Origin of the sequence: Streptococcus anginosus (assembly GCF_001697145.1) — a bacterium.
Classification (GTDB): Bacteria; Bacillota; Bacilli; order Lactobacillales; family Streptococcaceae; genus Streptococcus; species Streptococcus hominis.
On the sequence record NZ_CP012719.1, the window covers coordinates 588,617 to 609,534 of the forward strand.

Consider the following 20,918-nt stretch of genomic DNA (forward strand, 5'->3'; position numbering starts at 1 on the left):
GATTATGTTGAAGAAATTCATAATTTTACTGACAACTCTTCTTCTCTCCTTTCTCATGATTGGGACTGTCTGTGCAGAAGAAACCAGCTATATTCGTGATGAAGTCTCAGCCTTTTCAAGCAAGGAAATAACAGAGATTAACAAAGCGGCTAAAGCTATTGAAGAACAATATCATTTTAAAGTTTACTTTTTGGCAGCAAAATCAGTAGGTGAAGGTGGTATTTTGGCCTATGCTGAAAAGGTTTATCAAGAATCTGCAGGCACAGCTGAAGGTATTCTCCTTGCTGTTGATAAAGAAAAAAATGAATGGATCCTATATTATGCTGGAAACGCTAAAGAAAAGCTAGGCGCAAAGAGTGATGACATACTTTGGCAAGCTTTTGATAGTGGGAAAAACAACTATAGTGGTGTTCGATATTATCTCAATAAGGTAGTCAAATTGCTAGATACATCAGCTAATAAATTACTTGTAGATGATGCTGATTTGCTGAAGCCAAAGCAAGAAAAAGCCCTGTTAGCAAAGCTCAAAGATATTAGCAAACGCCAAAAATGTGATGTCGTTGTTGTGACCGTCAAGAGTCTGGAAGGAAAGAGCGCCCAAGACTTCGCAGATGACTACTTCGACTACAATGGCTACGGTCAAGGAAAAAATCACGATGGGGTGCTTTTCGTAGTCAGCATGGAAGATCGGAAGTGGCATATTTCAACGACAGGATACGGCATTACTGCTTTTACAGATGCTGGCTTAGACTACCTGTCAAAGCAGTTCTTACCTGATTTAAAAGATGGTGACTACAATGCTGCTTTTACAACCTACGCTGAGCAGTGTGATGATTTCCTCACTCAAGCACGAAAAGGACAGCCTTATGATGTAAAAAATCTCCCTAAGGAGCCCTTAAGTTGGTACTGGATTCCAGGAGCATTGGCTATCGGCTTTGGTCTCGCCTTTCTCATCGTAACAGGAATGAAAGGTCAGCTCAAATCTGTTTATTATAAAACCGGAGCCGCTGATTACATCAAGAAAAATAGTCTCCAGATTACCAATGCTCAAGAATTCTTCCTCTACTCAAATGTAGATAAGAAAGCAAAACCGGAGCCTAGCAGCTCCAGTGATTCTGGGGGTAGTAGTACACATACATCTTCCTCAGACAGAAGTCACGGGGGTAGTGGCGGAAGTTTTTAGATGGATAATAGTGGAAGTTTAAAAAGGTCAGGATAGTTATGCTGGCCTTTTTATTACACTTTATTTTACAACGGGGCGAATTTTAAAATTTTCAAACGATGTTGTCCACAATAATTTTATTTCTAGGGGAATTCAACGAGGAATGGTAAAAGCTATCAATTTGCTTTACATCATTTTCTAAATCGGAAAGAATGTCTTTATCTGACAGTTGATTGTCATAAAGAAAAGCCGCAAACATCTTTCCTTTTATATTTGTATTGAAGTCTGCAATGATTTTTGCATAGAAATAGCGTTTGCCTGCCAAACCTAAGACAATCAGCATATTTCCAAGAATTCCCAACATCAAGATTTGCCAGAGAATTTTTAAATTTTTCGATTGAAAACTATCAATAATCATCCGAACGAGCGTTGGGTTTAAAACTGACTCAATCCATGTCAGCACGATAAACAGAAGGTAAATCGTCAGTAGTTTTTTTGAAATAAATCGTTTCAGCATATCTGATAAATCCTTATAAAACATATGAATACTTTAAAAACTCTCAAAAAGCCGTTTGAGAGTTTTTAAGCGCGCCGTAGGAATTTTTTAATCAAACTGAGAATTTTAAATTTAAGTGGTTGTGGATAATAGCGGAAGGTACCCATTTTGCGAACAATGTAGCCATTGAAGTTTTGTTTGAAACGGAGAACGCCGTCAGACCCGTCGAAAATTCCTGTAATGCCAAGAAAATTGTAAAAAGGAATGTTTCGCTTGAGAGCTTCTTTCATGACATATTCTTGGAGAAGTGCTGGGGCGTAGAATTTGTTAAATTCAGGATAGGAACCACTAAAGAGGTAAGTCGCTTCCTGTGATGTATAGATAAAGAGGCTGCCTGCAAGAACTTGGTCTTCTGTTCCATATTTATCTATCAATTCTTGCGCTTCGGCTTTGCGTGTTTCAAAACTTTCAAATTGGCTAGAGAATTCACGCAGTTGATTGTGTTTTTTCTCTGACTGAGGATTTTTTTCTAAATCCGCTTTTAATTTTTGAATTTTTTGTTTTAGTTTTTCTTGATCATGTTGCAGATGTTGCAAATAATCTTGAAAATTAAGCGTTGCAATCATGAAGTCCGCTTGATTGCCAAAAGCATCATAGAAATCTTGATAATAATCTAATGATTTATCGCTATATTCACGACGTTCGGAGGTGGCAGAAGTGATTTCCTTGAAAATATTTAATTCGTCTCTCTTCAGTTTTTTTAGTTGAATGCCGAAAGTATTCGCTTTTTTGACGGTTGATTTGCCATTTTTGCTGAAGGATTTGATGAGGTCTTTTTCGGTAAGACCTGCCAGATCTTTGACATAGTGCCAATCAGGTTCGCCACCTGGATAACCTGTCTGCAAGCCATCAAATTCATAACCTAAGTCTGTCAAATCTTTTATCAATTCTGTTTTTTCGAGCGAAGTAGGCTGTCCATTACTGTCAAATGTTTGATAAGTTTCATAAGGTTTGACAATTAGCTCTAAAGCACCATTTTCTTTGGCGTAGGTCTTGAGTTCACGGTAAAAAGCTTGCAGGTCGTGAGGATTTGTTGAAACAGGACCGCAATTGATTTCCATGTGAAGTCCGCCTGTCATGGGCATACTGTAGAGCACAGCTGAAATGGTTACTTCACCGTATTCATTTGTGTGACCGACATATTGGCAAGTAAAACCGCGTTTCTCTAAGAGCTTTTCCATTTCTACTGTTTGCATAAAAGAACGTTGATTGCAAGACGCGCTATGGTTTACAAATTCTTCTTGACTAAGTTGTCTGAATGTCATACGATTCCTTTCTTAGTGTTTGCTGCGGAGTTTCTTTCTCAAAGTATAAGCAAGGTTAGAGAGATGATAGAGTGGATTGGTTGGCAAGTTAAACTCTCCGACAAACTCTTCAATAGTCGGGTTGAATTTAGATTTGAAGTGGTAAAGCCCGCCGTCTAAATCATTTTCAACACCGCCCATATTTTGCCAATTAGCTCCGCGTTCAAAAGCGTGTTTAGCGGTTTCGTACCAAGTGAGGAGAGCTGGTTGGTAGCGGCGGTATTCTTCGTCCATCCCAGCATAGATATTTTCAGAGGTAGTTCCATATTCGAGAACCAAAGTTCCAGATAGAGGCACTGTCATGGCTCCTTGAGTCATTTTTTCTACTAAGAAGTCCATTTCTTCTTGCAGTCGTTTTTGTTCTTGCTTGTTATTTTCAATTTTACCGGGCTTGGTTTTTTCAGTGAACTTGCTGGCTTCTTTTTCAGCCTTAACTTTTTGATCTTGGAGACTTTCCAGACGCTCGTTTAAGTCAATGCTTGCAAGTGTGATATAGGAATGCTCAGGGTAAGTATCCAGCAGTTTTTGATAGTAATCCTGCCCGCGTAGATGAATGCTTTTCCGATTCTCTGTTTTTTTCATCAAAGCAGAGAAATCATCCAAAAGCTCTTTGCCACCAAATTGGACTTGAATACCTTTGTTGCGTGCGGTGCGAATGGCTTGACGTGTGCTCTTCGATAAAAGTTCTTCGCTGAAATTGTCCTTGTAAATATTTGCTTGAAAACGCGGTTGAATCGTTTCGTCAAGTGATTCTGTCCGTCCCACCCAAATCGCTCCAGCTTTCTGGAGATTTTGAATCACGTCAAGTGTTTCTTGCTGTTCTTTTCTGTCTTCTCCAATTTGAGCCTGCACGAGGAAAAGACTCGGATCAAACTTGATAAAAAGAGCTTTTTTAGTTTTAGCAAATTGTTTCAAGGAATTCAGGACAAATTGCAGTAATTCCTGATCATGATAATCCATAATAGGACCGCGAGGAATATAAAGCATAGTCATGCCGAGTGGCAAAGGCTTGATGAGAATGCTAGCAGAAGCCACTAATTGGTCATTCTTGTAAAAACCAATTCGTTCATTGTCCCAATTATCTTTGACCTTTGCCCAAGAAGCGCTTTGAAGCAAATTGGTTTGAGAACTTGCCTTAACAAAATCATCGTGTTCTTGAGCAGATATTCCGATTTTATAAGTGTACATTAGTTTAAAACCCACTCTCTAATAGCGTATGCAACACCGGATTCATCGTTTGATTTGGTAATATACTTGGCAATTTTCTTCAACTCGTCAGTCCCATTTTCCATTACAACAGGATTTCCCACGACTTCTAGCATCGCACGGTCATTTTCTTCATCACCAATCGCCATGGTCTCTTCTTTTGTCAATCCTAATTTTTCTGCTAGATGCATGACCGCTGCCCCTTTGTTGACAGTTTTTTTGACAATTTCTAAGTAAAAAGGTGCAGATTTCACGAGTGTGTACTTGTCGTACAATTTTTTTGGAAGTTTAGCGATTACTTGATCCAAAATTTCTGGTTCGTCAATATACATGATTTTGACAATTTCTTTATCTACCATTTCTTCTGGAGTGCGGTAGTAGACTGGCATATTGACCAGCCCAGCTTCATAAACGGTGTATTTTCCAATGTTACGATTAGCAGTATAAATACCGTCCTTAGTGATAGCGTGCATGTGAACCCCTAGCTTGCGACTGAGGCATTCGATATCCAGATAATCTTCATAGGACAAAGGTTCTTTGATGTATTCTTCCCCAGTGACTGTATCTTGAACCAGCCCGCCATTGAAGGTAATGACATAATTACCTGGCTCATTTAGATGTAATTCTTCGAGCAAATTTCTCACTCCTGGAATGGGACGTCCGGTTGCAATGACAATCTTTACTCCAGCAGCTTTGGCATCTTGTACAGCAGAAAAAACTTCTGGTGTGACTTCTCTTTTGTTGTTTAATAAAGTTCCGTCAATGTCAACGGCAATTAGTTTAATGTTCATGTTCGTGTGATTCTCCATAAATAAATTGATCGTTTTTGATATACGACAAGAAAGTCTTACTATTTTCACTAAAAAGTCCAGCTTCTTTTAGCATTTCTTTTGGAAAATAGAAACGGTTGTCGCCATGCCTTGTACCTGCTAATGTTTCGACGATAGGGGATAAAGTGGATAACTCAGCGAGGCTACCATCCTTTTGGATAATTTCAATCTGAGTGCGTGGTTTTTCGACATCTGGACGATAAAAATCATAAGGCAGATCAAAATTGCGGTGAATAGCGGTGTAGTAGTCAGGGTCAAAGCCAACTTCTGCAACCAAATCCCGCATAACATTCAGATATTTCTCGTTTTCTTTTGAAAAAATAATGGATTTAAAGACTTTGCGGTTGATGAAACGCTGTGCCAAGTCAGATAAAATCGTATCAGGGCTTGTCATCCAGATCTGGAAATAAGTATTCATCACGCCGTCATCCAAAGCAAGATAATCTTTTAAAGTCACTCTTTTTTCAAAGAAAGGAATGAGGTTGGGAGAAGAGAGTGCAAAATAGTCTTTCTGCTTTTCATAGAGAAATTTTGCTCGCTTGAGCAAGTTTTGCAAGAGCACTTCCATTGCCCGACTAGCAGGGTGAAAATAAACCTGCATATACATCTGGTAGCGACTGACGACATAGTCTTCCACGGCATGCATACCATTGCGTTTGAAAGCGATGCCATTTTCAACAGGACAAATAACGCGCAAAATCCGTGTTAAATCAAATTGCCCATAAGAAGCGCCTGTGTAGTAGGAGTCTCGCAAGAGATAGTCCATGCGATCGACATCAATCTGACTGGAAATGAGCTGCACCACCTGTTTGTTTGGATAGGTGTGATTGATAATGCTGGCTACTTTTTCCGGAAAATCAGGCGAAACTTGAATGAGAACTTGGTTAATCTCTGTTTCAGGGTTTGTGATAATCTGGCGTGTAATTTCCTCGTGGTCAGTATCAAAGAGACGCTCGAAAGTATGTGAATAAGCACCGTGACCTACATCGTGCAAGAGCGCTGTTGCCATGACAAGTAAGCTTTCATGACGATCCCAAACCTCTGGATATTTTTCGTCAAATATCTTTGTGATGCGTCTGGAAATTTCGTAGGCTCCAAGACAATGTGAAAAACGGCTGTGCTCGCCTCCGTGAAAAGTATAGCCGGAAGTTCCTAACTGTTTAATGCGGCGCAGTCGTTGAAATTCTTTGGTGTTTATTAAATCATAGATGACTTGGTGATCCACATGAATGTAATTGTGGACGGGATCACGAAATACTTTTTCAATCATGGCTCTATTATACCACATCTCGTCTAGCAGTCCAAATAACAAAGTAGTCTATAAACTCTTAAAATAGCGATTCAAACTTGCTGTTTTAATTCAAAAATTTTCCCATTCAGAGCTATAGCAAAATAAAAGTATAAGAAAAAATGGAAGAAATATTTTTGATTTTCTGCTAAAATGAAAAAAGAAATAGGAAGACGAGGAAATTTGAAGAGTGAAAATTAGAATCCAAAATCGAATTCAAATAGATGAGCAAGTAGAGCAAATTGACCAAAGTTACGATGTAGATTGGACTCAAAAAGGCGCTTATCATTATTTATTGTTTAAAAATGAAGAAGGAGAGAAGGTTGTGCTGAAGTTTCATGATGAAGAACTGGTCATGACACGCTTCTCTACTCCTAAATCCTTGATGCGATTTATCAAAGGGGGAGAAGCTTTGGTTGGGATTCCGACACCAATAGGCATGCAGCAATTTATCACGAAAACAAGTTATTACCAAGTTGATTTGAAAAAGCAGACACTTGAGCTTCATTATCAATTGAGAACGCCTGACGGCGAGCGAACTTTTGCGGATTATCAAATGGAAATTTCGTGGAGATAGAAAGATATGAAAAGAAACCTTCCTAGTTGAGTGATGACGGCTATTTTCATTATCAGCAGATTTATTTGGTTTTTTCTAACGAGAGGCGATAGGCTCTTTGACCTAGCAGGGACAATCATCATAGCCATTATTTTATTCATCTCGTCTTATTATTTGTTTGGTAAAAAAATAGATAAAAATTGAACTTTTTTTTGCTTGAAAAAATTGAAGAATTTGGTATAATAAAAACACTCAAGGGAGTAGCTAGCGGGATATCCGTTACAAGGTCGTCAATACGAAAGCAATTTCCGGCCTTGTATGAAACAGCGAGACTTGTTGCAATAAACAGGTCTCTTTTTGTTTGTCAAAAAGGGATCAAAGGAGGAAATAGTTTGTCAAAAGAACAAAAACGCCAAGCGTTTTATACGCAAGGTTCGGAGGAAGTTTTAAAAAATTTAGAAACTTCTGAACAAGGTTTATCAAGCAATGAAGCCGCTAAGCGTTTAGATGAATACGGACGCAATGAACTGGATGAGGGAGAGAAAAAATCCCTTCTGATGAAATTCGTTGAGCAATTTAAGGATTTGATGATTCTTATTTTGCTGATTGCGGCTATTCTTTCGGTTGTGACTTCAGGTGGTGAAGATATTGCGGATGCCATTATTATTTTAGCCGTTGTCATCATTAACGCTATTTTTGGAGTTTACCAAGAAGGAAAGGCAGAAGAAGCGATTGAAGCGCTCAAATCCATGTCTAGTCCTGCTGCGCGCGTGCTGCGTGACGGACATGTGACAGAAATAGACTCAAAAGAGCTAGTTCTTGGCGACATCGTTATGCTTGAAGCAGGGGATGTGGTTCCTGCCGACATGCGTCTTTTAGAAGCAAATTCTTTAAAAATCGAAGAAGCAGCTCTGACTGGTGAATCCGTTCCAGTTGAAAAACATTTGACTGTTGATGTAGCTGCTGATGCAGGTATTGGCGACCGCATCAATATGGCTTTCCAAAATTCAAACGTTACATATGGACGTGGAATGGGTGTCGTTGTCAATACAGGTATGTTTACAGAAGTCGGTCATATTGCTGGTATGCTCCAAAATGCTGATGAAACAGATACCCCACTCAAGCAAAATCTAAATGGTCTTTCAAAAGTGCTGACCTATGCGATTTTAATCATTGCAGCAATCACTTTTGTGGTCGGCGTATTCGTTCAAGGAAAAGACCCGCTGGGCGAATTGATGACATCAGTCGCACTTGCTGTGGCAGCAATTCCAGAAGGACTTCCTGCTATTGTGACCATTGTATTGGCACTTGGCACACAAGTTTTGGCGAAGAGAAATTCCATTGTTAGAAAGCTTCCTGCAGTTGAGACGCTTGGTTCGACTGAAATTATTGCTTCTGATAAGACGGGGACCTTGACCATGAACAAGATGACGGTTGAAAAAGTCTTTTATGACGGCAGTTTGCATGAAGCAAAACAAGATATTGACCTTGGACTCGACTTACCGTTGCTACGTTCCGTTGTACTTGCTAATGATACTAAAATTGACCAAGACGGGAAACTCATTGGTGACCCAACAGAAACAGCCTTTGTTCAGTATGCACTTGATAAAGGGTATGATGTTAAAGCTTTCTTAGAGAAATATCCTCGTGTCGCAGAATTGCCATTTGATTCTGATCGTAAGCTTATGTCAACCATTCATCCTTTGCCAGATGGTAAATTCTTGGTTGCTGTAAAAGGTGCGCCAGATCAACTTTTAAAACGTTGTGTGGCTCGTGACAAGGCAGGCGATATTGCGCCGATTGATGAGGCAACGACTCAGTTAATTAAGGAAAATAACTCAGGTATGGCCCATCAGGCTTTGCGTGTTTTAGCTGGTGCCTATAAAATTATTGATGACATTCCAGAAAACTTAACGTCTGAAAATCTTGAAAATGATTTAATATTCACAGGTATGATTGGAATGATTGACCCTGAACGCCCAGAAGCTGCTGAAGCTGTTCGAGTGGCTAAAGAAGCAGGTATTCGTCCAATTATGATTACAGGTGACCACCAAGACACAGCGGAGGCTATTGCTAAACGCCTTGGAATTATCAATGATGATAGTAAAGACCATGTCATGACTGGTGCTGAGCTTAACGAATTGTCAGACGAAGAGTTTGAAAAAGTTGTTGGTCAATATTCTGTCTATGCGCGTGTATCTCCTGAGCATAAGGTGCGAATTGTCAAAGCTTGGCAACGTCAAGGTAAGGTGGTTGCTATGACAGGTGACGGTGTAAATGATGCACCAGCCTTGAAGACAGCCGATATCGGTATCGGAATGGGGATTACAGGTACAGAAGTGTCGAAAGGTGCTTCTGACATGATTCTGGCTGACGATAATTTTGCAACGATTATCGTGGCTGTTGAGGAAGGACGTAAAGTCTTCTCTAACATTCAAAAGACCATTCAATATTTGCTTTCAGCCAATACAGCAGAAGTGTTGACGATTTTCCTTGCAACTCTTTTGGGCTGGGATGTGCTGCAGCCGGTTCATCTTCTCTGGATTAACCTTGTGACAGATACTTTCCCAGCTATTGCTCTGGGGGTTGAACCTGCTGAGCCAGGTGTGATGACTCATAAACCGCGTGGTCGTAAGTCTAGCTTCTTCTCAGGTGGCATCATGAGTTCGATTATTTATCAAGGGCTTTTGCAAGGTGCTTTGGTACTCGGTGTTTATGCTTATGCTTTGATGAATCCTGTCCATGTTGGTAACATGAGAGCCATTCATGCGGATGCATTGACCATGTCTTTTGCAACGCTTGGACTAATCCAGCTTTTCCATGCCTTTAATGTAAAATCTGTTTATCAATCACTTCTAACAGTTGGGCCATTCAAATCTAAAACTTTCAACTGGTCTATTCTTGTTTCATTCATTTTATTGGCTTCTACCATTTTGGTTGAGCCACTAGAAGGAATTTTCCATGTAACAAAATTAGACTTTTCACAATGGGCAGCCGTTCTCATTGGAAGTTTCTCCATGATTATCATTGTGGAAATTGTCAAATTTGTTCAACGTAAATTAGGAATGGATAAAAATGCCATTTAAGACAGAAAAGTCATCTTCGGGTGGCTTTTTTATTGTCAAAGTATAATAAAAAATTGCCGTGAATACGACAATTTTGAGTACTTATTATAAGCTATAAATACGGACATCTGGATCTTGTTTCCAAAGTGGTTGAAGTCCAACAAAAACATCATTTTTGAACATATCACTTTGTAGATATTTTTGAGCGTGCTCAACAGAGTCAAAACCATGTAAAACTTGCACATCTTCTGTGCGAATAAGTAAGTTCTTGCTCACAGCCCCTTCGATAGTATCTAGAAATGGTTTGCGATAGTCATTATAAACTTTCGCTGCGGCGGGACGGTTTTCATCCGAAATATCTAGAGTGATTTGTAAATGTGCTTTAACTTGAGACATAGTATTAAGTCTCCTTGTCTCCTTTCCTTTTATTTGAATTTATTATAAAATAGTGCTATTTTAAATGCAATACGTTACCAAATTAGTGAGTAACTAACTATTTTGTAAGGAGGCAGATATGTATCAACGAAAAATCGAAAGAAAACTCCGCTGTCCATTAGAGTATGGGTTAGATATCTTTTGAGGAAAATGGAATTCGCGCATTATTTGTATTCTTTTTATCAAAGGTTCATTGCGCTATAATGAACTAAAAGCAGAAATGCTAGATATTACAGATACTGTTCTCTCTAGAACTTTGAAAGAATTAATGCAAAATAATATGGTGGAAAGACGACAATATAATAAAATTCCTATGCGCGTTACTTATTAGTTGACAGAAAAAGCAGAGCCTGTGATACCAATTTTTGAAATGATATGTCAATGGTCAAAAAAGTATTTAGCGCCTGATGATATTAATAATAGTATTTGTGGACAGTTTCCTAAACAGGATGGTGAGTTCTTCATCTTAGCCGAGGAATAAAATGGTAAGAAAAAAAGATAGTTTACAGCAGAAGTTACTTGATAATCAAGTGCGTTATGAAAGGGAAGAAATTCTTTGGATGTTAGATTATATCGGTCATCCTGATTATAAAATACGAGATGAGTTGATTTTCGTTACTCTAGCTAGAGCCATACAAGAACAACTATTTACAAAGGAACAGTTTGATTTTGTAGCGATTGAGGCTCTAAAACGACAAGGACTCTTGTATAAAAAAGAAGAGGTTGGTCAAGCGACTCTGACTCGATCTTTTACGGCTTTATTATTAGCTAATTTGCTAAATGCGGATGCTAAGAAAAATTCACTTTATTTTAAAAGACTTTCTAGTCAGCAAAGAATGGCTCTATTTGAACAAGGAATGTCTTATTTGCTGTATGAAAATGATAGGACTGGCTATTCTGAAGAATATGGTTGGGTGCATGCCTTTGCTCATGGTGCAGATCTTTTAGTTGAGATTATTTGTCACCCAGATTTTCCTATAACACGAGTAAATGAAGTTCTACAAGTATTAGAAAAGATTTTTAAAAGAGTGAATTGGCGTTTTATCAGTGATGAGGACTGGCGTTTGGCACGAGTCATCTATCAGGCTGTTTTAAATGATAGACTCTCACAAACCAGAGTTGCAGCTTGGTTAACTTCACTTGACTTTCCACTAGAAAACTCAACAGACTTTTTGCAATTTTCTAATGCTCGTTCGTGCTTGTTAGAAGTTTATCTTCAGTTAGACAAAGAAAAAGCTCTCTCAGACGAGCTAAGAGAAGCTATTCAGTTGTTTTCGTACTAAATATCAAAAATGATAAGGGCATCTTCTAGTTCTTTTTGGAGGTGCTTTTTCTTATATGATTGGAAAAGAGATAAGTCTTTTACTGCATTATAGCGTTTGTGGAGACGGTACATTTGAGATATTTTGTATTGAGGATAATCCTCGAAGAATTGTTGGGTCAACTGCCATTTGCGGATGTAACCAAGAGGTCTTGTATGATAGCAGACACCGTCAATCATTCGAGCGGAGTGGCGGTGGTGAAGATGACCAAAGACAACATCTTTCACACCATATTTGACAAAGAGATTATGAAAGGCTTGACTGCCCAGAAAAGCATTAAAGCGCTGAAAATAAGGGTGATTGTAAAGAAAATCTTTGTGAGGAACAAAATGCATAGCTAGGATAATAGGACCATTCAGAGAAGTCAAAATTCTCTCAAGTTGTTCTAGGGTCTGTTGAGTGAGTATAGGGTCATCAGTGTTGCGGTTCAATCGTCTATCAAACCAGAAAAATTGCTTAGTTCGTTTGTGTTCTTCAGGTGTTTTTTCGGGAACGAAGCCATAGTCATACCAACCTGCTAGGCTAATAAACTGAGTCTGTCCAAATGATTGTACATTGAAATTGTGCTGTTGAATGTCGTCTTCTGTCATTCCTAGCATGTCATGATTGCCTAAATTGTAAGAAACGGAGAAGGATTTTTTGAGTTTTTGTAAAAAAGGTAAACTAATATGCTCAAAGTCATTAGATAGATCCCCTGCAAAGTGAATGTGGTCAACTTTTTTCTTTTTTAGTAAATCAATCAAAATGGTGATGTCTTCATCGGTAAATTGGTTTGAATCCAAATGAAGATCGCTCATAAATGCTAAATTTGTCATGCTCCTAGTGTAGCATATTTGAGGGATAATGAAAAAAATAAATTTTTCGCCAAAAATCATAGGAAAGTTTAAGTCTTTTGGTGTAAAATAGAAGTAAGTGGAGGTCTGCAGATGATAAAATTAGTAGCATTTGACATAGACGGTACATTTCTTCGCTCTGACAATACCTATGATGTGGAGCGCTTTGAGAAAATTTATCGAGCATTGCAAGACAAAGACATAAAAGTGGTCGTCATTTCAGGCAATCAGTATGCCCAACTGGCTTCATTTTTTCCAAAATATCAGGAGGAGTTGATCATTGTTTCAGAAAATGGAGCACTAATTTTTGAGGGTGATAAGCTATTACGAGAAGCAAAAATTGCTAGAACAGAGATTGAAAAAGTTTTAGATGTGCTTGTGTCAGAAGACTTAGAAAATGCAACAACTCTTTGCGGACTTCATTCTGCTTATTTGCTCAAGTCAGCACCCAAACAGTACAAAGAAGAAATTGCAATTTATTACCATGCATTGAAAGAAATTTCTAATTTTCAGGATTTGCCAGAAGATGATTTTGTCAAATTAGCCTTATTGGTGCCAGAAGAAAAAACAAACCAACTTCTTGAAAAGTTGAATCAAGCTACTGGTCAACTCGTTCAGGCAGTTTCAAGCGGACACGGTTCAATTAATATTATTCAAAGAGGTGTTCATAAAGGCTCTGCTCTTGAATTCCTTAATCAGCATTTTGATATTTCACCACAGGAGATGATGGCTTTTGGCGACGGTGGAAATGACCTAGAAATGCTAGCTTATGTAGGTCACAGCTATGCGATGGCAAATGCTCCTGAAAAGGTCAAGAAAACAGCAATGTATCAAGCACCAAGCGATCAAGAATCAGGCGTTTTAGAAATTCTAGAGCGAAAGGTTGTAAAGAGGTGACTATCATGAATGTCATTTTGACGTATCTAACCTCTTAATATTTTTAGCCAGACGGCAACCTATCTAACAATCATGTAACAAAGAACGAAATTTCTTGATTCAGAATTAGAAATTTTATACAATAACTATTATTGGACTCTGTCAGAAATTAGAAAAAAATACTGACTTGTGATATAATAAAATGATATGTGAAAAGAGGTAAGTATGGATATTTCAGAAATTCGTCAAAAAATTGACGCAAATCGTGAAAAATTAGCTTCTTTCAGGGGGTCTCTTTGACTTAGAAGGCCTGGAAGAAGAAATTGCAATCTTAGAAAATAAGATGACAGAACCTGATTTTTGGGATGATAATATTGCGGCGCAAAAAACATCTCAAGAATTAAACGAACTCAAGCAAACCTATGATAACTTTCAGCAAATGGCTGATTTATTTGACGAATCAGAGATTTTGCTTGATTTTTTAGCGGAGGATGATTCTGTACAGGAAGAGTTGGAAGAAAAATTAGCAGAGTTGGAAACAAAAATGACCAGCTATGAAATGACACTCCTCTTGTCGGAACCTTATGATAATAACAATGCTATCCTTGAAATTCATCCAGGCTCTGGTGGAACAGAAGCTCAAGACTGGGGGGATATGTTGCTGCGGATGTATACACGCTTTGGCAATGCTCATGGTTTCAAGGTTGAAGTATTGGACTATCAAGCGGGAGATGAAGCGGGGATTAAGTCTGTTACCTTGTCTTTTGAGGGTCCTCATGCCTATGGTTTGTTGAAGTCTGAAATGGGAGTTCATCGATTGGTACGCATTTCGCCATTTGACTCAGCTAAACGTCGTCACACTTCTTTTACTTCAGTGGAAGTCATGCCGGAGTTGGATGACACGATTGAAATTGAGGTGCGAGACGAAGACATCAAGATGGATACTTTCCGTTCCGGTGGTGCCGGCGGACAAAATGTCAACAAAGTTTCAACTGGTGTTCGTTTAACCCACATACCAACGGGAATTGTGACACAATCCACTGTTGACCGCACACAATATGGAAACCGTGATCGGGCAATGAAATTGCTTCAAGCGAAACTCTACCAAATGGAGCAAGAAAAGAAAGCAGCTGAAGTGGATTCCTTAAAGGGAGACAAAAAAGAAATTTCTTGGGGAAGTCAAATCCGCTCTTATGTCTTTACTCCTTACACGATGGTCAAAGATCATCGGACAGGCTTTGAAGTCGCACAGGTCGACAAAGTCATGGACGGAGATATTGATGGCTTCATCGATGCCTACTTGAAATGGCGGTTAAACTAAACATTAAATTTACGAGAGTGGTGCAGACAATTGTAATTGCAATGCAATCATAGTTTCCTCTCCCACTCCCTCAACTATCTTACGAAAGGAACTCTTAACAATAAATGTCAATTATTGAAATGAGAGATGTTGTCAAAAAGTATGACAACGGGACAACAGCCCTGCGTGGTGTGTCCATTGAAGTAGAGCCAGGAGAATTCACCTATATTGTAGGTCCTTCTGGAGCAGGGAAATCAACTTTTATTCGATTATTGTATCGTGAAGTGAAAGTTGATAAGGGAAGTCTGCAAGTTGCTGGCTTTAATCTTGCTAAAATTAAAAAACGCGATATTCCAATGTTGCGTCGTAATGTTGGCGTCGTTTTCCAAGACTATAAGTTGCTACCCAAAAAGACAGTCTATGAAAATATCGCCTACGCTATGGAAGTTATTGGAGAACGCCGTCGGAATATCAAAAAGCGCGTTATGGAAGTGTTGGATTTGGTTGGTTTAAAACACAAAGTCCGTTCATTTCCAAATGAACTCTCAGGAGGGGAGCAGCAGCGAATTGCCATTGCTCGTGCGATTGTGAACAATCCTAAAGTTTTGATTGCCGATGAGCCGACAGGAAATTTGGACCCAGATAATTCGTGGGAAATCATGAATCTACTGGAACGAATTAACCTGCAAGGGACGACTGTTCTAATGGCGACCCACAATAGCCAAATTGTAAATACTTTGCGTCACCGCGTTATTGCCATCGAAAATGGTCGTGTGGTGCGTGATGAAGCAAAAGGAGAATACGGATACGATGAATAGTAGATTTTTAAGTCACCTGCTTGAATCGCTCAAAAGTTTGAAGCGAAATGGTTGGATGACAGTTGCTGCAGTCAGCTCCGTGATGATTACACTAGGGTTAGTCGCAATCTTTGTGTCAGTCATTTTAAACACGGCGAAGCTAGCAACAGATATTGAAAATAATGTGCGGGTTATGGTCTATATGCGACCAGATACAGCGGACAATGAAGAGACCATTACAAAAGAAGGTCAAACAGTCAAAAATGAGGACTACCATAAGGTATATGATTCCCTCAACAAAATGTCAAATGTGAAATCAGTAACATTTTCTAGCAAGCAAGAACAATTAAAGAAACTAACAGAAGTCATGGGTAAAGATTGGAAACTCTTTGAAGGAGATGCCAATCCCCTGCATGACGCTTATATTGTCGATACAACTGACCCCAAATACGTTACCTCTGTAGCAAACAATGCGAAGAAAGTGGAAGGGGTCTCTGAAGTAGAGTACGGTGGAGCCAATACAAAACGTATTTTTGCGTTAGCTAATTTTATCCGTACGTGGGGAATTGTAGGAGCGCTCCTCTTAGTCTTTATTGCTGTTTTCTTGATTTCAAATACTATTCGGATTACGATTATTTCGCGCAGTCGTGAAATTCAAATCATGCGTCTGGTGGGAGCAAAAAACAGTTACATTCGAGGTCCGTTCTTGTTAGAAGGAGCTTGGATTGGCTTGCTTGGAGCAGTTGTTCCAGCTGGCTTGGTCTATTTTATTTACGAAATGGCCTACAAGTCATTTAATCCATCTCTTGCTAGTCAAAATCTTTCAATGATTGTACCAAAAACCTTTATTCCATTGATGATTTCCTTCCTTTTTGTAGTAGGAATTATCATCGGAGCATTTGGCTCGGTTCTCTCAATGAGACGATTCTTGAAAATTTAAAAAAGAAGTGATAATAAAAACCCTATTGAACCCTGACCTGAAAGTTAGACAGAAAAATCTAACTTTTGAGATGCAGTTCATTTAGGGCTTTTTTAATGCAAAAATGGATTAAACATTTTTTCATGGACAATGGTGGTTTGAGGACCATGACCAGGGTAAACATCATAATCAGGCAAGGTCAGCAACTCGTTTTTGATGCTAGAAATGAGTTGTTCTATATTTCCAGTATAGAGGTCCGTTCGACCAATTGATTCGCAGAATAAAGCATCGCCAGTTAAAATAAAGTGCTCGTTAGGAAAGATGATTGAAACACCACCGATTGAATGTCCTGGTGTTGGTACGGCGTAAAAATAAAAATCATCTAGACTGTAAGGACTATGATAGTCAAAAAAGACATCGGCAGGCTGGAGAATGATGTTATCAATATCTTGGTGGCGAGCTAGTCCAGATAGATTATACTCCGGAGTGTAAAGCCAAGTTGCTTCACTTTCAGCGACATAGACAGGTGGATGTCCAAAATATTGACGAACTAAATCAACACTCATAATATGATCGTAATGAGTATGGGTCAGCAAAATAGCTGTAATTGGCTTATTGATTTCTTGGATTTTTGCTGCAATTTTATCCCAGTCACTACCCGGATCAACTATGATGAGGTGATGCTCATTTTCTAAATAATAAGTATTTTCATATGCTTGAGCGTTTAAAGTTTTATGAATTGTTATCATGAGAACTCCTTTCACTTCATAGTTTAGCAAAAAATACGAAAAATGACATAAAAGAAATATCAAGCTATTTATCAAGGGAAAATAAGGCATAAAACGTGATACGAAATAGTTGGATTTATGGTATAATTTTTCTAATATGACACAAGAAAAAAGAAAATATGCTGTGGTGGATTTAGAGGCGACGAGTGCCAGCAGCAACGCTAAGATTATTCAAGTCGGGATTGTGCTGATTGAAAATGGTCAGATTGTCAAAACTTATGAAACCGATGTGAATCCTCATGAAAAGTTAGATCCTCATATTCGCCAATTGACAGGATTGACAGATAAGCGATTGAGAAAGGCGCCAGACTTTTCTCAAGTGGCTCGTGAGATTTATGAGTTGATTGAAGATGCCATTTTTGTGGCGCATAATGTGAAATTTGATGCTAATTTATTAGCAGAAGCTCTCTTTTGGGAAGGATTTGAATTGGTGACTCCGAGGGTAGATACGGTAGAGCTTGCACAAGTCTTTTTCCCAACGTTTGAAAAATACAATCTAGGAATATTATGTGAGCAGTTAGATATTCCTTTGAAACATGCGCATACAGCACTTGCGGATGCCTCAGCAACGGCTACATTATTTTTAAAAATACAAGAAAAAATTCAAAAACTTCCAAAAGAATTGGTAGAGTATTTGTTGAAATTTTCGGATAGTTTGATTTACGAATCACGCTTAGCGATAGAAGATGCTTTTAACCAAATGTCGGACATAACTTGCCGTGATTTGATGAAGTGGCAGGGAATTTTTCTTCGAAAAAGTAAAAAAATCCAAAAAGCGAGGAAATTGTCTAAAAATTTCACTCACAACATCAATTTGCTGGATTTAGAGGAGCGAAAAGAACAAGATGAGTTTGCACATGATGTGGAACAGGCTTTGAAAAGTCAGCAACCAAGTTTTTTACAAGCTCAGACAGGTTTAGGCAAGACCTATGGTTACTTGCTTCCTGCTTTGGCTCAAACGAGCAAGCAAATTCTGGTAACAGTTCCTACGAAAGTGTTGCAGGACCAGATTGTGGCAAATGAAGGACAAAAGTTAGAAGAAATCTTTCATCTTTCTGTTCATAGCTTGAAAAGTCCTGCCAATTATTTGAAGCTTGACTTCTTTTATGACAGTTTGCAGCGGGTAGATGACAATCGTTTGGTCAATCGTTGCAAGATGTTGCTTTTAGTTTGGCTCACAGAAACAGAATCTGGTGATTTGGATGAAATTGGTCAACGGCATCGCTATCAGACCTATTTTCAACAGGTGCTTCATGATGGAAAGTTGAGCAAAAAATCCCTCTTTTATGGTGCAGATTTTTGGCAAAAAGGTCAAGAAAAGTCCAAACGCAGTCGTGTATTAGTGACCAATCATGCTTATTTTTTGACGCGGTTAGAAGATGATAAATCCATTGTGGAGAATCGGCTTTTGATTGTGGATGAAGCTCAGAAGTTGTTTTTAGCTTTGGAAAATCTCTCTCGAAAATCCCTCAATATGACAAAATGCTTGCAACAAATTCAATCAGAACTTGAAACAACAGATACCATTTTGCAACGTCGGTTAATAGAGGACATTCAATTTGAATTGACTCATGCGATGGAACAATTCCAATGTTACAAGAAGAATGAGCTAACGAAAGAAACTTGTTCCAAACTTCGACAAGATTTATCAGAGTTAGATCAAAGCACTCTTGCTGATTTACGCACTATTTTTGCCACAAAATACGACCAGTTCTGGTTAAAAGAAGAGCGATTTGATGACTATCGAGTGACGATGTTGGAAGCCGCTTGCCTAGAAGTGCTAGATTTTCGAGCTTTGCTGCCTGAAGAAGTTCAAGTCTTATTCGTTTCAGCCACGCTTGAAATCAGTAAAAAAGTGCATTTAGCGCATTTACTTGGTTTTGAAAATGCACCATTTTATCAGTTACCACAAAAGCAGAAATATCAGCAGAAAATATGGTTGGATAAGGATTTTCCAAATGTTGTAGACTTGGATGTGGACACTTATGCAGAATTGATTGTCAAATGGGTTCATAAATTAGCTACTCAGGAAGTTCCACTTCTCGTTTTATTCACATCGAAAGCGTTGTTGTTAGCTGTTTCGGAACGTTTGCGCTTGCCACACTTAGCCCAGTATAAGAATGGTGAAGCCGCTAATATTAAACGACGTTTTGATAGAGGGGAAAGTAGTATTTTACTAGGAGCGGGTAGCTTTTGGGAAGGGACAGATTTTTCTAGTCAGAAACAAATGATTGAAGTTATTACGCGAATCCCTTTTGATAATCCGAGTGATTTCTTTACGCAGAAGCTCAATCGCAAATTGCGGCAAGAAGGTAAGAATCCTTTTTATGATTATAGCTTACCTGTTGCGATTTTACGGATAAAACAGGCTTTAGGACGTACAATTCGACACCAAGAGCAGCAATCAGCAGTCGTTATTTTAGACAATCGCATTTTAACCAAACGATATGGACGCCAAATTCAAACAGCTCTGGAAAAAGTTGCTCCACTATCCATCACAAGTATGAAACAAATTCCAAAAGAGATGGAGCAATTTTTGAAGAAGGAAACGATGTAACTTCAATTTATGAATGACTCAGTTCAAAGTAAACTGAGTTTTTTTGTTAAAAATACTGATTTTCTCTGCTGCTAGTTTTAAATTTTGTTATAATAGAAACACAAAGAAAGAAGGTTCAATATGTATCAAAAATATCTTCCAGGGATTGGTTTTGCTTTTGTATTAGCGGCAGTAGCAACCGTCTTGGGAAATTTCTTTCCCTTGATTGGCTCCAGCGTTTTTGCCATTCTTTTGGGAATTTTAGCCAATAATCTTTTTCATATAAAAAAGACTTATCATGCTGGTTTAGCTTATTCAGGTAAGAAATTACTGCAATATTCCATTATTTTGCTGGGGTTCAGCATGTCCATTGGTCGTGTCTCTGCTACGGGTATTTCCTCATTAAAGATTAGTATTTTAACGATTCTCATCGCCTTTCTTTCAGCTTATGTGGTAGGTCGTTTGTTGGGGATGGGTAAAGTTTTAACCACTTTGATTGGGTTCGGGACTGCTATTTGTGGTGGTTCTGCCATTGCAGCAGCTTCACCGATTTTAGAAGCAAAAGATGAAGAGATTGCTTTATCTATTTCTACAATTTTCTTTTTTAACATTTTAGCGGTCTTTATTTTCCCTTTTTTGGGACATCTCATGCATATGAATGATGCGACATTTGGAACTTGGGCAGGAACAGCTATCAATGATACATCATCTGTTGTAGCAGCAGGATACACTTACAGTCAGTCGGCGGGAGATTTGGCAACGATTGTCAAACTAAGTCGTGCTTTGATGATTGTACCAGCCTGTCTCATCTTTGCAGGAGTCCGATATATACGCTCACAAAACAGTCATCAAAAAGTTGATTTAAAGAAAATTTTCCCGTGGTTTATTCTGTGGTTTGTTGTGGCGTCTATTGTTACTAGTGTTGGGATTTTTCCAAGTTTGCTCGTTCCTGCAACGAAGTTCTTGTCACAGTGGCTCATGGCAATGGCTCTTGCTGGAATTGGTGCAAGAGTATCCTTTGGGCAATTTAGAAAAGCAGGCGCAGCGCCGTTGTTGACAGGAGCATTTGCTTGGTTTGCAGTTGCTGTATCTAGCTTAATTATTCAATACTTTTTCTCATAAAAGTGCTTTAAAAGTGACTGACA

At 38.7% G+C, this 20,918-nt stretch carries 18 protein-coding genes and 1 pseudogene; 11 read left to right on the top strand and 8 right to left on the bottom strand.

Annotation, left to right across the window (positions count from 1 at the left end; translation table 11 throughout):
• Positions 1-4 precede the first annotated feature (4 nt).
• The gene (locus SanJ4206_RS02930) at positions 5-1,183 is read left to right on the top strand and encodes a TPM domain-containing protein (RefSeq protein ID WP_022525364.1); all 1,179 of its coding nucleotides are present in this window, start codon (positions 5-7) and stop codon (positions 1,181-1,183) included.
• Between the two features lie 91 nt (positions 1,184-1,274).
• Here the strand turns inward: SanJ4206_RS02930 and SanJ4206_RS02935 are convergent, their stop codons facing one another.
• The 5 genes from SanJ4206_RS02935 to SanJ4206_RS02955 form a co-directional block, all read right to left on the bottom strand.
• The gene (locus SanJ4206_RS02935; RefSeq protein ID WP_037582584.1) at positions 1,275-1,679 is read right to left on the bottom strand and encodes an ABC transporter ATP-binding protein; all 405 of its coding nucleotides are present in this window, start codon (positions 1,677-1,679) and stop codon (positions 1,275-1,277) included.
• A gap of 65 nt (positions 1,680-1,744) precedes the next feature.
• A complete protein-coding gene (locus tag SanJ4206_RS02940) occupies positions 1,745-2,983 on the bottom strand; it encodes an aminoacyltransferase (protein ID WP_003028136.1) in 1,239 nt (412 codons plus the stop codon).
• A gap of 12 nt (positions 2,984-2,995) precedes the next feature.
• Positions 2,996-4,210 carry an aminoacyltransferase gene (locus SanJ4206_RS02945; RefSeq protein ID WP_003028134.1) on the bottom strand — a complete coding sequence of 405 codons (1,215 nt, stop codon included), beginning with the start codon at positions 4,208-4,210 and terminating at the stop codon, positions 2,996-2,998.
• A complete protein-coding gene (yidA, locus tag SanJ4206_RS02950; RefSeq protein ID WP_003028131.1) occupies positions 4,210-5,019 on the bottom strand; it encodes a sugar-phosphatase in 810 nt (269 codons plus the stop codon). The genes SanJ4206_RS02945 and yidA overlap by 1 nt, the downstream gene beginning before the upstream one ends.
• The gene (locus SanJ4206_RS02955) at positions 5,009-6,328 is read right to left on the bottom strand and encodes an HD domain-containing protein (RefSeq protein ID WP_037582583.1); all 1,320 of its coding nucleotides are present in this window, start codon (positions 6,326-6,328) and stop codon (positions 5,009-5,011) included. The genes yidA and SanJ4206_RS02955 overlap by 11 nt, the downstream gene beginning before the upstream one ends.
• A gap of 208 nt (positions 6,329-6,536) precedes the next feature.
• On the opposite strand from SanJ4206_RS02955, the gene SanJ4206_RS02960 reads away from it, so the two are divergent.
• The gene (locus SanJ4206_RS02960; protein ID WP_003028126.1) at positions 6,537-6,923 is read left to right on the top strand and encodes a YwiB family protein; all 387 of its coding nucleotides are present in this window, start codon (positions 6,537-6,539) and stop codon (positions 6,921-6,923) included.
• 371 nt (positions 6,924-7,294) lie between these two features.
• A complete protein-coding gene (locus SanJ4206_RS02965; protein WP_022525362.1) occupies positions 7,295-9,988 on the top strand; it encodes a cation-translocating P-type ATPase in 2,694 nt (897 codons plus the stop codon).
• 84 nt (positions 9,989-10,072) lie between these two features.
• Here the strand turns inward: SanJ4206_RS02965 and SanJ4206_RS02970 are convergent, their stop codons facing one another.
• Complete coding sequence (locus SanJ4206_RS02970) at positions 10,073-10,363, bottom strand: hypothetical protein (RefSeq protein ID WP_003028122.1); 291 nt, start codon at positions 10,361-10,363, stop codon at positions 10,073-10,075.
• Positions 10,364-10,559: 196 nt separating this feature from the next.
• Here SanJ4206_RS02970 and SanJ4206_RS09915 point away from each other — a divergent pair.
• A pseudogene (locus SanJ4206_RS09915) lies at positions 10,560-10,733 on the top strand (winged helix-turn-helix transcriptional regulator); the annotation flags it as partial.
• 151 nt (positions 10,734-10,884) lie between these two features.
• On the top strand, positions 10,885-11,685 hold the full coding sequence (locus tag SanJ4206_RS02980; protein ID WP_003028117.1) for a DUF2785 domain-containing protein: 801 nt from the start codon (positions 10,885-10,887) through the stop codon (positions 11,683-11,685).
• Here SanJ4206_RS02980 and SanJ4206_RS02985 read toward each other — a convergent pair.
• Positions 11,682-12,539, bottom strand: a complete 858-nt coding sequence (locus SanJ4206_RS02985; protein ID WP_022525361.1) for a metallophosphoesterase — start codon at positions 12,537-12,539, stop codon at positions 11,682-11,684. The two genes, SanJ4206_RS02980 and SanJ4206_RS02985, sit on opposite strands and share 4 nt — an antisense overlap.
• 111 nt (positions 12,540-12,650) lie before the next feature.
• On the opposite strand from SanJ4206_RS02985, the gene SanJ4206_RS02990 reads away from it, so the two are divergent.
• The 4 genes from SanJ4206_RS02990 to ftsX all read left to right on the top strand — a co-directional run bounded on the left by SanJ4206_RS02990 (position 12,651) and on the right by ftsX (position 16,470).
• Complete coding sequence (locus SanJ4206_RS02990; RefSeq protein ID WP_003028113.1) at positions 12,651-13,454, top strand: Cof-type HAD-IIB family hydrolase; 804 nt, start codon at positions 12,651-12,653, stop codon at positions 13,452-13,454.
• Between the two features lie 204 nt (positions 13,455-13,658).
• Positions 13,659-14,754 (top strand): peptide chain release factor 2 gene (gene prfB / locus SanJ4206_RS02995; protein WP_100069422.1). Its coding sequence is split into 2 segments (ribosomal slippage): positions 13,659-13,730 and positions 13,732-14,754, totalling 1,095 coding nucleotides; the frame shifts between segments, so codons are not numbered across the junction.
• A gap of 104 nt (positions 14,755-14,858) precedes the next feature.
• Positions 14,859-15,551: a cell division ATP-binding protein FtsE gene (gene ftsE / locus SanJ4206_RS03000; protein WP_003025346.1), complete on the top strand. Its 693-nt coding sequence runs from the start codon at positions 14,859-14,861 to the stop codon at positions 15,549-15,551.
• Positions 15,544-16,470: a permease-like cell division protein FtsX gene (gene ftsX, locus SanJ4206_RS03005; RefSeq protein WP_022525360.1), complete on the top strand. Its 927-nt coding sequence runs from the start codon at positions 15,544-15,546 to the stop codon at positions 16,468-16,470. The genes ftsE and ftsX overlap by 8 nt, the downstream gene beginning before the upstream one ends.
• Positions 16,471-16,562: 92 nt before the next feature.
• On the opposite strand, the gene SanJ4206_RS03010 is transcribed toward ftsX, so the two are convergent.
• Positions 16,563-17,198 carry an MBL fold metallo-hydrolase gene (locus SanJ4206_RS03010; RefSeq protein ID WP_022525359.1) on the bottom strand — a complete coding sequence of 212 codons (636 nt, stop codon included), beginning with the start codon at positions 17,196-17,198 and terminating at the stop codon, positions 16,563-16,565.
• 136 nt (positions 17,199-17,334) lie between these two features.
• Between SanJ4206_RS03010 and SanJ4206_RS03015 the strand changes: the two genes are divergently transcribed.
• Together SanJ4206_RS03015 and SanJ4206_RS03020 are read left to right on the top strand one after the other, a co-directional pair.
• On the top strand, positions 17,335-19,794 hold the full coding sequence (locus SanJ4206_RS03015) for a bifunctional DnaQ family exonuclease/ATP-dependent helicase (protein WP_003028102.1): 2,460 nt from the start codon (positions 17,335-17,337) through the stop codon (positions 19,792-19,794).
• A 120-nt stretch (positions 19,795-19,914) separates the two neighbouring features.
• Positions 19,915-20,895, top strand: coding sequence for a YeiH family protein (locus SanJ4206_RS03020; RefSeq protein ID WP_022525358.1), 981 nt, complete (start codon positions 19,915-19,917; stop codon positions 20,893-20,895).
• Positions 20,896-20,918: the final 23 nt, after the last annotated feature.

Coding starts and splice junctions, on each gene's coding strand:
- SanJ4206_RS02930 (WP_022525364.1), top strand. CDS start 5: ATGTTGAAGAAATTCATAATTTTACTGACAACTCTTCTTCTCTCCTTT.
- SanJ4206_RS02935 (WP_037582584.1), bottom strand. CDS start 1,679: ATGCTGAAACGATTTATTTCAAAAAAACTACTGACGATTTACCTTCTG.
- SanJ4206_RS02940 (WP_003028136.1), bottom strand. CDS start 2,983: ATGACATTCAGACAACTTAGTCAAGAAGAATTTGTAAACCATAGCGCG.
- SanJ4206_RS02945 (WP_003028134.1), bottom strand. CDS start 4,210: ATGTACACTTATAAAATCGGAATATCTGCTCAAGAACACGATGATTTT.
- yidA (WP_003028131.1), bottom strand. CDS start 5,019: ATGAACATTAAACTAATTGCCGTTGACATTGACGGAACTTTATTAAAC.
- SanJ4206_RS02955 (WP_037582583.1), bottom strand. CDS start 6,328: ATGATTGAAAAAGTATTTCGTGATCCCGTCCACAATTACATTCATGTG.
- SanJ4206_RS02970 (WP_003028122.1), bottom strand. CDS start 10,363: ATGTCTCAAGTTAAAGCACATTTACAAATCACTCTAGATATTTCGGAT.
- SanJ4206_RS02980 (WP_003028117.1), top strand. CDS start 10,885: ATGGTAAGAAAAAAAGATAGTTTACAGCAGAAGTTACTTGATAATCAA.
- SanJ4206_RS02985 (WP_022525361.1), bottom strand. CDS start 12,539: ATGACAAATTTAGCATTTATGAGCGATCTTCATTTGGATTCAAACCAA.
- SanJ4206_RS02990 (WP_003028113.1), top strand. CDS start 12,651: ATGATAAAATTAGTAGCATTTGACATAGACGGTACATTTCTTCGCTCT.
- ftsE (WP_003025346.1), top strand. CDS start 14,859: ATGTCAATTATTGAAATGAGAGATGTTGTCAAAAAGTATGACAACGGG.
- ftsX (WP_022525360.1), top strand. CDS start 15,544: ATGAATAGTAGATTTTTAAGTCACCTGCTTGAATCGCTCAAAAGTTTG.
- SanJ4206_RS03010 (WP_022525359.1), bottom strand. CDS start 17,198: ATGATAACAATTCATAAAACTTTAAACGCTCAAGCATATGAAAATACT.
- SanJ4206_RS03015 (WP_003028102.1), top strand. CDS start 17,335: ATGACACAAGAAAAAAGAAAATATGCTGTGGTGGATTTAGAGGCGACG.
- SanJ4206_RS03020 (WP_022525358.1), top strand. CDS start 19,915: ATGTATCAAAAATATCTTCCAGGGATTGGTTTTGCTTTTGTATTAGCG.